Origin of the sequence: Arthrobacter sp. (assembly GCF_031988865.1) — a bacterium.
In the GTDB taxonomy this organism is placed as follows: domain Bacteria; phylum Actinomycetota; class Actinomycetes; order Actinomycetales; family Micrococcaceae; genus Arthrobacter_B.
In genome coordinates, this window is sequence record NZ_DALZXY010000109.1 from 1 (window position 1) to 8,980 (window position 8,980).

Annotated in this window: 8 protein-coding genes and 2 pseudogenes; 3 read left to right on the top strand and 7 right to left on the bottom strand. The window is 63.4% G+C overall.

Features of this window, described 5'->3' with window-relative positions; genetic code table 11:
- Positions 1-294, top strand: a pseudogene (locus RTN46_RS15105) (hypothetical protein); the annotation flags it as partial.
- A gap of 19 nt (positions 295-313) precedes the next feature.
- On the opposite strand, the gene RTN46_RS15110 reads toward RTN46_RS15105, so the two are convergent.
- Genes RTN46_RS15110 through RTN46_RS15125 form a run of 4 tightly spaced genes read right to left on the bottom strand, consistent with a single transcriptional unit; the run spans position 314 to position 5,325 of the window.
- Positions 314-1,984: an ABC transporter ATP-binding protein gene (locus RTN46_RS15110; protein ID WP_312182598.1), complete on the bottom strand. Its 1,671-nt coding sequence runs from the start codon at positions 1,982-1,984 to the stop codon at positions 314-316.
- Entirely contained in the window at positions 1,981-2,838 is an 858-nt protein-coding gene (locus RTN46_RS15115; protein WP_312182600.1) for an ABC transporter permease, read from the bottom strand. The genes RTN46_RS15110 and RTN46_RS15115 overlap by 4 nt, the downstream gene beginning before the upstream one ends.
- Complete coding sequence (locus tag RTN46_RS15120; RefSeq protein ID WP_312182602.1) at positions 2,835-3,863, bottom strand: ABC transporter permease; 1,029 nt, start codon at positions 3,861-3,863, stop codon at positions 2,835-2,837. Before RTN46_RS15120 ends, RTN46_RS15115 begins: the two co-directional genes overlap by 4 nt.
- A complete protein-coding gene (locus tag RTN46_RS15125; protein ID WP_312182603.1) occupies positions 3,850-5,325 on the bottom strand; it encodes an ABC transporter substrate-binding protein in 1,476 nt (491 codons plus the stop codon). Before RTN46_RS15125 ends, RTN46_RS15120 begins: the two co-directional genes overlap by 14 nt.
- 510 nt (positions 5,326-5,835) lie before the next feature.
- Between RTN46_RS15125 and RTN46_RS15130 the strand changes: the two genes are divergently transcribed.
- Positions 5,836-6,504, top strand: a complete 669-nt coding sequence (locus RTN46_RS15130) for a helix-turn-helix domain-containing protein (protein WP_312182605.1) — start codon at positions 5,836-5,838, stop codon at positions 6,502-6,504.
- 82 nt (positions 6,505-6,586) lie between these two features.
- Here RTN46_RS15130 and RTN46_RS15135 read toward each other — a convergent pair whose 3' ends face one another.
- Positions 6,587-6,778, bottom strand: a complete 192-nt coding sequence (locus RTN46_RS15135) for a hypothetical protein (protein WP_312182611.1) — start codon at positions 6,776-6,778, stop codon at positions 6,587-6,589.
- 187 nt (positions 6,779-6,965) lie between these two features.
- Positions 6,966-8,081, bottom strand: coding sequence for a phosphate ABC transporter substrate-binding protein PstS (pstS, locus tag RTN46_RS15140; RefSeq protein WP_312182607.1), 1,116 nt, complete (start codon positions 8,079-8,081; stop codon positions 6,966-6,968).
- Between the two features lie 157 nt (positions 8,082-8,238).
- Here pstS and RTN46_RS15145 point away from each other — a divergent pair, with 157 nt between their 5' ends.
- Positions 8,239-8,703: a DUF1304 domain-containing protein gene (locus RTN46_RS15145; protein ID WP_312182609.1), complete on the top strand. Its 465-nt coding sequence runs from the start codon at positions 8,239-8,241 to the stop codon at positions 8,701-8,703.
- Here the strand turns inward: RTN46_RS15145 and RTN46_RS15150 are convergent.
- A pseudogene (locus tag RTN46_RS15150) lies at positions 8,700-8,980 on the bottom strand (AlkA protein); the annotation flags it as partial. The gene RTN46_RS15145 and the pseudogene RTN46_RS15150 overlap by 4 nt on opposite strands.

Here is an 8,980-nt window from a genome sequence, read left to right on the forward strand (position 1 = left end):
GCAGCGCGGACAATGATGGCCGCCGCCCTGGCCATGGCCGTGCTGCACGCGGCTCTCCTGCTCGGGGGAAGCAGCTCCCTGCCCGGTGGGCACGGTGGGCACGGTGCAGACACATTCGGGGCCGCCGCTACGGCGGTCTCCGGCACCGTTGTCCCCGGCCACGGCCGGCCGGGGATGCTGGTGCTGACCGCAGTGGAGCTCGCTGCTGCCTTCGCGGCCGCCACCTTGGTCAGCCGGCTGCGCCGGGAGGACGGAGCCGCTGCCAATCAAGGAATGCGGACTGGGTTTCGCTGAGTCCCCAGCCGCTCTGCGGCTACGGAAGGTCGCTGGGCGCCGGCTTCAGCTGCTCGCCGGCGGCAGCGACGCGCCGGCCCGTACCGTCGGCCGACCATTGCGGCCGAGGCACCGAGGCCAGCAGGATCTGCGTGTAGGGGTGCTGCGGATTCCCCAGAACCTCCCTGGTTGGGCCGCTCTCGACGATGCGCCCGGATTCGACCACCAGCAGTTCGTCGCAGACTTCACCGACGATCGCCAGGTCGTGGCTGATGAACAGCACAGAAACGTCGTTCTCCCGGCGCAGTTTGTTGACCAGTTTCAGCATCTGTGCCTGCGCGGACACATCCAGAGAGCTGGTCGCTTCGTCGAGCACCAGCAGACGCGGATTCACCGCCATCGCCTTGGCAATAGCTACACGCTGGCGCTGGCCGCCGGAGAGCTTGCGGGGGTAGAGATTGAAATACTTCTCCTCCAGTCCCACTGACTCGAGCAGCTCCTTCACCCGTGCCTTCATTGCGTTGGAATCCAGTTTGAAGTGCAGCTTCAGCACCCGCTCCATGGCCTTTGCAGGCGTTAGCCGCGCATCAAGCGACTGGTAGGGGTCCTGAAATACCATCTGCACCCGGGACGCGGCGTCCAGCCTGCGTTTTTTGGCCGTGCGGCCCTTCACCGACCCCCCGGCCATGGTCACCGTGCCCGAATTGGGGCTTTCCAGGCCAGCGATGATGCGGCCTAGCGTCGACTTTCCCGAACCGGACTCCCCGACGACGGCGAGGCCGCCGCCGGCGGGGATGGCCAATGAGACGGCCTTGAGTGCTTCCACCGGCGGCTGGCCCGCAACATGGTAGGTCTTGTGGAGATTCTCGATCCTGATCAGCGAACCGCTACCTGCCTCCGGAACAGCGTTCCCCCCGGCTGCCGCTGCGAGATTGATGGCTGGCGTGGCTTCGATTAGCTGCTTGGTGTAATCAGAAACAGGTGCTTCAAAGACCTGCCGGGTTTCGCCGGACTCCTGAACCACGCCGTGGCGGAGCACGTACGTCCGGTGCGCCAGCGAAGCGGCCAGGCCCAAATCATGAGTGATGAAGAGCAGCCCCATGGAGCGTTCACGAACCAGCCCGGACAGCAGCTGGACCACTGCGGCCTGCGTGGTCACGTCCAGCGCTGTGGTCGACTCGTCACAGATCAGCAGGTCTGGATCATTCATCAGCGCCCCCGCGATCATGACCCGTTGAAGCATGCCGCCCGAGAGCTCGTGGGGGTACTGCTTCATGCGGGCACCGGGGTTGGACAGGCCCATGGATCCAAGCAAGTCCCTGGCTCTGACTTCCAGCGCAGCGCGGGAGCTGCCAGGTTCCTGCAGCATGGGCTCAATGAGGTGCGCACCCAGGGTTCGCATCGGGTTGATGCTTGACCGGGGGTCTTGAAAGACCATCGCCGCACGGGTGCGCCGCATCGCGCGCAGCTCCGGAGGGGTCGCTTCGAGGACCCGGATGCCATCCAGGTTTATCGATCCGCTCACCTCGGATCTGGGGGGCAGCAGACCCAGCACGGCTCGTGCCGTCAACGACTTTCCGGACCCGGATTCACCAACCAATGCGACGATTTCCCCGCGTTCAACGTGCATGGAGACCTTGTCCAGCAGCAACGTTGAGGAGCCTCCCGAACCAATCCCGATACTGAGGCCGCTTACGTCCAGAATATTCATGCTGCTCGGTCCCCTAACCGGTCAGAGAACCAGCCGCCAACCGTATTGACGGCCACTACAACAAGCACCACGGCCACAGAAGGAATGATCGCCGGCATGAAGTTTCCACTCACCAGGGCCGTTTGTCCTTCGTTGATCATGCTTCCCCAATCAGCTTGCGGCGCCTGGATACCCAGACCCAGGAATGACAGGGCCGCCAGTTCCACCAGCACATAGCCGAAGTTCTGCGTAGCCTGCGATCCGACCACCCGCATGATGTTCGGCAGCACCGCGCGGATGGCGATCCAGGGTGCGGCGAACCCCTGCACCCGGTAGGCGGCAACGTACTGGCGGGTCTTTTCAGATGCCACCAGCTGGCGGGTCAACCGCCCGATATAGGGTGTGTACGCGATGGACATCGCCAGGACGGGCGCCACCAGGCCCTTCCCGAAAAGAGCCACTGCCAGAATCGCCAGCAGCAGTGCCGGAAACGCCAGGACGATGTCGAAGATCCGTCCGAGCACCGCATCGACGCGGCCGCCGGCCCACCCTGCCCACAATCCCAGCAGCAAACCAAGGACGGTAGACAGCAGGACCACGAAGGCGGGCCCTGCCAGAGCTGTGCGTGCCCCATAGATCATCCGGGAGAAAATGTCCCGCCCCAGCGCATCGGTCCCCAGCAGATGTTCCAGGCTGGGCCCGGAATTAACACTCAACAGGTCAACCGCTGAGGGCGGGTAGGGCGCCACCCAGGGCGCGAAGACCGCGCCGAGGACGACGATCACCAGGAACACCGCTCCAACCAGCACCCCCCAGCGTTTGGTGCGCGGATTGGAGCGCTTGACGGGCAGCAGCACCGGAGCCTGGCTGGTCATCGTGCTCCTTCTCCCGCTTTGAGGCGTGGATCGATAACAGGTCCTAAGAGATCAACAATCGTGTTGGCGGCGACGAATGCCGTCACGACCAGGAGCACAATGGCTTGCACTACGGGGAAATCCAATCGGTCGACCGAAGAGACCAGGAGTGTTCCCATGCCGGCCAGGCCAAAGGCCTGTTCCACGATGGCGGAGGACACCAGCAGGCCGGCCACCAGCAGGCCGCTGACCGTGAGAATCGGTCCGGTGGCGTTCCGCAGGACATGCCGCATCACCACCGCTACCGGCGTCACGCCCCGGCTGCGGGCAACTTCAACGTGCTCCCGGTCGAATTCCTCAACCATCGCCGACCGCGTTACCCGGCCCACCACGGCAACGAACGCCAACGCCAGGGCGAAGGACGGCAGGACCAGGTGCTGGAAACTATCCCACAGCCCGGTCCCCGACCCGAAGGACGGGAACCAGCCAAGCTGCACAGCGAAAACGGCGATCAGGACGATGGCTCCCACAAACGCCGGAATGGCGGCCAAGCCGGACATGCAGGCCATAAGGGCCCTGTCGGCCCAGGTGCCGCGCAGTAACGCGGCAGCGATACCTGCGCTCAGCCCCAGGAATGTGATCGCAATAGCGGACATAATTACCAGGCCGAGCGTCACCGGCAGCCGGTCCAGAATGACAGTACTCACGTCCTGCCGGTACTGAAGCGACCGTCCCATGTCACCGTGCAGCAGACCGGTTACCCACTGCCAATACTGCTCGAGCGGGGGCTTATCCAACCCGTAGATCGCCGTAACCTCGGCAACCGCCTCTGGGTTGGGGCTGCGCCCTCGCAGCAGGAATGCAACGGGGTCGCCCGGCACCAGCCAGCGGGAGAAAAATACGATGACCGATGAAACGAAGATGGTGAACACGAACGCGCCCAGCTTGCGGAGACCGAGCTTCAGCGCCGGCCATGGAGGACGCCGGGTGGCCGCCCGGCCTTCGTCCGGCAGGGCGGCCTCCGTCGCGGGACTACTTTGCGCCAATGCGGGCCGCCCAGGGGTAGTACAGGTAGTTAATGGAGGGTGAAGTGCCGGTGATCCGCTCATTCATCCAGAGCAGGTTCGGGGGCTCGTAAAGCGGCAGCCAAGGCAGCTGCTCGTTGAGGATCTTCTGGGCTGGCACCGATGCCGCCAATCCCTCGGTCCGGTCCATGGTCTGCAGAGCATCGTTGACGATAGTGTCGTACTCCGGGTCGGACCAGCCTCCGTAGTTGGAGAAGTCTCCGGTCCGCAGGATGCTGAACATGTCCAGCGGGTTGCCGGTGGAGAGGTACCAGCTCGTGAAGAACAGGTCCGTTGCCTTGCGTGCCTCCGGGTCGGAGAACAGAGCGGTGTAGGCGTTCGGTGTGACGGTATTGATGGTGGCCTTCAGCCCGATCGATTCTGCAGCTGCTGCGGTGGCCTGGGCGACGACGGCGAAGTTATTGCCCATCGGCGCGGTGGTGATGGTGATTTCCTCCCCTTCCACGCCCTGTTCCTTGATAATTGCGGTGGCGGCCTCAACATCGTAGGGGTAGTCGACCAAGTCAGAGAACGCTGCTTCCTTGGTGTCGTCTCCCGCATTTTCCCAGACCGATTTGGTGGTCAGCGCATTAGTTCGCTCGGCATAACCGGCCTCGGCGGCCTGGACCAGCGCATCACGGTCGATCGCCATAATCAGGGCCTTGCGCACCTCCGGATTACCCAGGGGCCCCTCGGGGTTGGATGCGATCAGCGAGTTGACCGCTGTGTTCAAGCCGAAGTAGATCTGCCCGGCACCAGAGCCGTTCAGGTCAGCCACGGCGTTGGACGGGATCAGCCAGCCGCCGTCGACCTCGCCGGACTTCAACGCGTTGACCCGGGCTGCTGGGTCGTTCATAATCACGAAATCAAGCTGCTTGGCCTTGGCCATGAGCTCCGGATCCCAGTACTCGTCGAATCGGGTCAGGCTGATCCGCTCCCCGCTCTTCCATTCCTGGAACTCGAAAGGGCCCGTGCAGTTCACGCCGGCGGAGGAGTTGCCGTAATCGGCGCCGAGTTTGTTCAGTGTTGCAGCTGATTCAATTACGCCTGCGGAGCCGGACATCGCCTCGTTGAAGAGCGCATTCGGAACCGAGGAAGTTACCGTGACCTCGTGTTCACCGGTCTTTTCGATACTCACGACGTCGGCGTACACCGAGTACCAGAACGAGCCTATTTCCGGATCCAGGTGCCGGTTCATCGACGCCACCACGTCATCAGCCGTGAGCGTTGTGCCGTCGTGGAACTTCACGCCCTCGCGGATTGTATAGACCCAGGTTGTTGGGGTGGGATTTTCATACCCGGACGCCAGGCCCGGAGAGACGGTCAGGTCCTCATTGAAACGGACGAGGGACTCACACACATTTGCCAGCACCTGGTTGTCGGCGTAGTCAAACGCGTAGGCATAGTCCAAGGAGTACGGGTCGGCGTAAGTGGACCAGGTCAACTTATCCAGCTCGCCGGAAGGTTCGGGTGTGTTAACAGTTATTTCGTAGCTTGGTCCATCAGTGCTGGCAGTATCCCCCTGCGGTGACGATGAACAGGCAGCAAGCATCACAACGGAACCTGCGGCCAGCGTATATTTCAGCGATTTTTTCAATCTTCAAGCTCCTTGAACAGGCGCAACGGGTTTAGTGAAAACCGGGTACGAATATTCCCGATTCCATGGATGGAGAGTCGGTTTACCGTCCATCGAAGACCTCTCTGGGTACGTACAACTCCGGACCAAAGACGACGCATCAAAAAGCTTGGCCGTTCACGCTGGGGGACACCGTCGTCCCCTTCACCGCGCCAACCCCGCTCAGCAGTGTGACTTATGTCACCCACAACGTAGGGGAATGAACCAATCCTGTCAATAGACCTGTCAGCGACGTTGACAATGTTGCCCGGCCGTGGTGGCTATACGATGACCACAGCACAAGGAATCCCGCTCAGCACGGGAAGAAACGGAGGCCACGTGGCAGGCAAGTCAGCCCTCGGCAGGGCGGCCAAACCACAGCTCGATCGCGAAGTGTTCATCCAAGCTGCCCTACGCCTCGCATCACGCCCGCGAATGCTCTCCCTGACGTACCGGGAGCTCGGCGAGGAACTCGGCGTGGACCCAACTGCGGTCTACCGCCATTTCCTCAGCAAAGAAAGTCTTATGCAGGAACTGCTGGATAGGATTTACCGGATGGCAAATGCAAAAGTCTCAACGCCGGCGAGCCAATGGGAGGATTGTTTGTCTGAATTCGCCTCGGTCACACTGGACACTTTTTTGGAGTATCCGGCTATTGCAGTAACGGCAACATCGCTAACTACTAATGGCCCTGGTGAATTGGACAGCATTGAACTCATGGTTACCTGTTTTGCGGCTGCTGGCCTTAGTGGACGCGCATTGGCGGAACAATATGCAGCATTTGGCTCCTACGTTCTTGCCGGTGCTGCTGGATTAGCACGGGAGTATTCCGGGGTCGAAGATTCAGAATCACTTAAATGGTTTGCCGGGCCTCTCCTGGCAGATCCCCTGCGCCATCCGATGACCGCATCAATCCGCGACGATATCCTCGCCCTCGACCACAGGGAAATGTTCCTGGCGGGGGTGAACAAGATTATCCAGGCTGCACGGATGGCCGCCCAGCCGTAGCCGCAGGCTTCCACAGGGGGGCACGGCTCGCCAGGCAGCCGCCTGCCAAGCGGGGGCCCCGCCGTCGGGCCGGCCGGGGCCGTTAATCAACGAATTCGGACTGCGTTTCGATGAAGTCCCAGTCCCCTACTTCGAGGATGGGATCGATTACCGGCCCGCCGGCTTCGGCAATCCGGTCCTGGACTTTGGACGGGATTCCGTCGTGGCGGAGGTTTTCCCGCAGCCATTGCTTGGCCGTGGTGTCGAGATACGGCCACCACCGTTCGATCTTGATAGGTTGCACGGCAGCCCCCTTTCCTTCGCGGTAGGTCCACGGTGACACCGGTCCCCGGGCGGCGCAAGGGGGGCGCTGAAGACCGCACCGGGCATGCCGGAAGGCCGCGTCAGCCGGCGCTGATCCAGGCTGTAAAGATCCACGTCAGAGGCGCCATGGCCGCAGTAAGCTCCGCGGCGGCCGCCGGCTAGGGACGGGTGGTGATGCTCTCGATCGCCGTTCGCGCTTCCGCGGCCAGGCTGTCCGGAATCGGGGCGCTCTTGGCTGCGTCGGCGGACGCCCGCTGACCTTCAGGACTCACCACGTACTGTCCGAACGTCTGCACCAGCTCGGTGGTTTCGGCATTTTCGTAGCTGCTGCAGAAGATTTGGTAGGAGATCAGGACCAGCGGATAAGCCCCGGGTTCGGTGGTTGTGCGGTCCAGGTGCAGGGCGATGTCGTGTTCGCTGCGTCCCTGAACCCGCGTGGCCTGCTCGACGGCGACGGAGGCTGCCTCGGGGCTGATCGGGACGTACTCTCCGCCGACCTTGAGGTTGACCGTCCCGAGGGAATCATCGACGACGGAGTCATCGGAGTAGGCGACTGCACCTTCCGTGCTGGTCACCGTGCTGATCACACCGGCACTGCCCTGCGCGTTTTCTCCGCCCAAGCCACCTGGCCAGGAGCCGGAGGGATCGTCCGGCCATTCTTCCGGAGCGGCTTCGTGCAGATATTCGGTGAAGTTCTCCGTGGTGCCGGAATCGTCCGCGCGACTGACGGCGGTGATCCGCGTCTGCGGCAGGTCTACACCGGGATTCTGGGCGGCAATCTGCGGATCGTTCCAGAACTCGATCTCCCCGCGGAACAGTTTCGCGATCGTGGCGGCGTCCATGTTCAGCGAATCGATGCCGGGCAGGTTGAACGCGACTGCGATGGGGGAAATGTACGCCGGGATGTCCATGGCGCCGTCGGGCCCGCACACCTCGCGTGCGTCACCGAGTTCCTCGTCCTGCAGATACGCGTCCGAGCCAGCGAAATCCACCGCACCGGCCAGCAGGGCACTGCGTCCGGCACCGGAGCCGTCCGGGGAGTACTGGACCTGGGCCTTGGGGTGCAGCACCCGGAAGCCCCCGATCCAGGCGTCCATGGCCGGCCCCTGGGCCGTGGAGCCAGAGCCGGAAACAATGCCGGAGAGCGTGGAGGTGCTGTTTTCGGCAGCTTTACGCTGTTCCTCGCCCAAGGGGTAGTCGGAGCCGCAGGCGGAAAGCGCAAGCGCTGCGGCGGCTGCGACTGCCACGGTACGAAGGGTGCGGGAAGTGCGCACGTTGGGGTGCTCCTTTGGGGGAAACGGCATCAGGCGGCCGGGAGGCAGTACTGGTGCACAGCGCGTCCCGTCGCTATTCAAGGCTAGCCGCCGATTAGTCTCCACCGCCAACTGGGAGCGCCCCCTTCCCTTGGCTCTGCCGGCACAGGGTGCGAGGATGGGCGGCACTCCGGACCACGGCTGCCCGACGAAGCCGGCACCGTCAGGTGCACCCGGTCCCAGCCCCGAGGGGGTTACCGTGCTGATTGCCGCCGCCGTGTTCACCTTGGTTGCCGCCGCCGTCCACTTCTACTTCTTTGTGCTGGAGTCAGTCCGCTGGACTGCTGCCGAGACCATGTCTGTTTACGGCATCACATCGACCCAGGACGCCGAGACCACCCAGCCGCTGGCCTACACCCAGGGTTTCTACAACTTGTTCCTCGGGGTCGGCGCCGTCCTGGGCGTATTACTGCTCGGCGTCAGCAATCCGGTTGCGGGGCTGACCCTGATGAGTTTTTCCACCGCGTGCATGGCACTGGCTTCGGTGGTCCTGCTGGCAGGGAAGTGGCGGCTGGGACGAATCGCGCTGATCCGCGGGATCCCCTCGTTGCTCGCACTATTGCTGACCCTGCTGAGCTCCTAGCCCGTCCGGCTGCCACCCCCGCTGGGGAGCGGTGCACCGTCATACGCTTGGGCCGTCCAGAGGTGGAAAAGGGCGTAGGCACGCCACGGCCGCCATGGTTCGGCCAGGGTTTCGGCTTCCCTGGCGGTGGCGACCCCAAGGGCACGCCGCAGCACCAGGTCACCCGGCACGAAGGCGTCCCGGTCGCCGCCGGCCCGGACGGCGAGGTAGTCCGCGGTCCAGGGGCCGATGCCCGGCAGTGCCAGCAGCCCGGCCCGGTCGCGGCCGCTGACGTCGA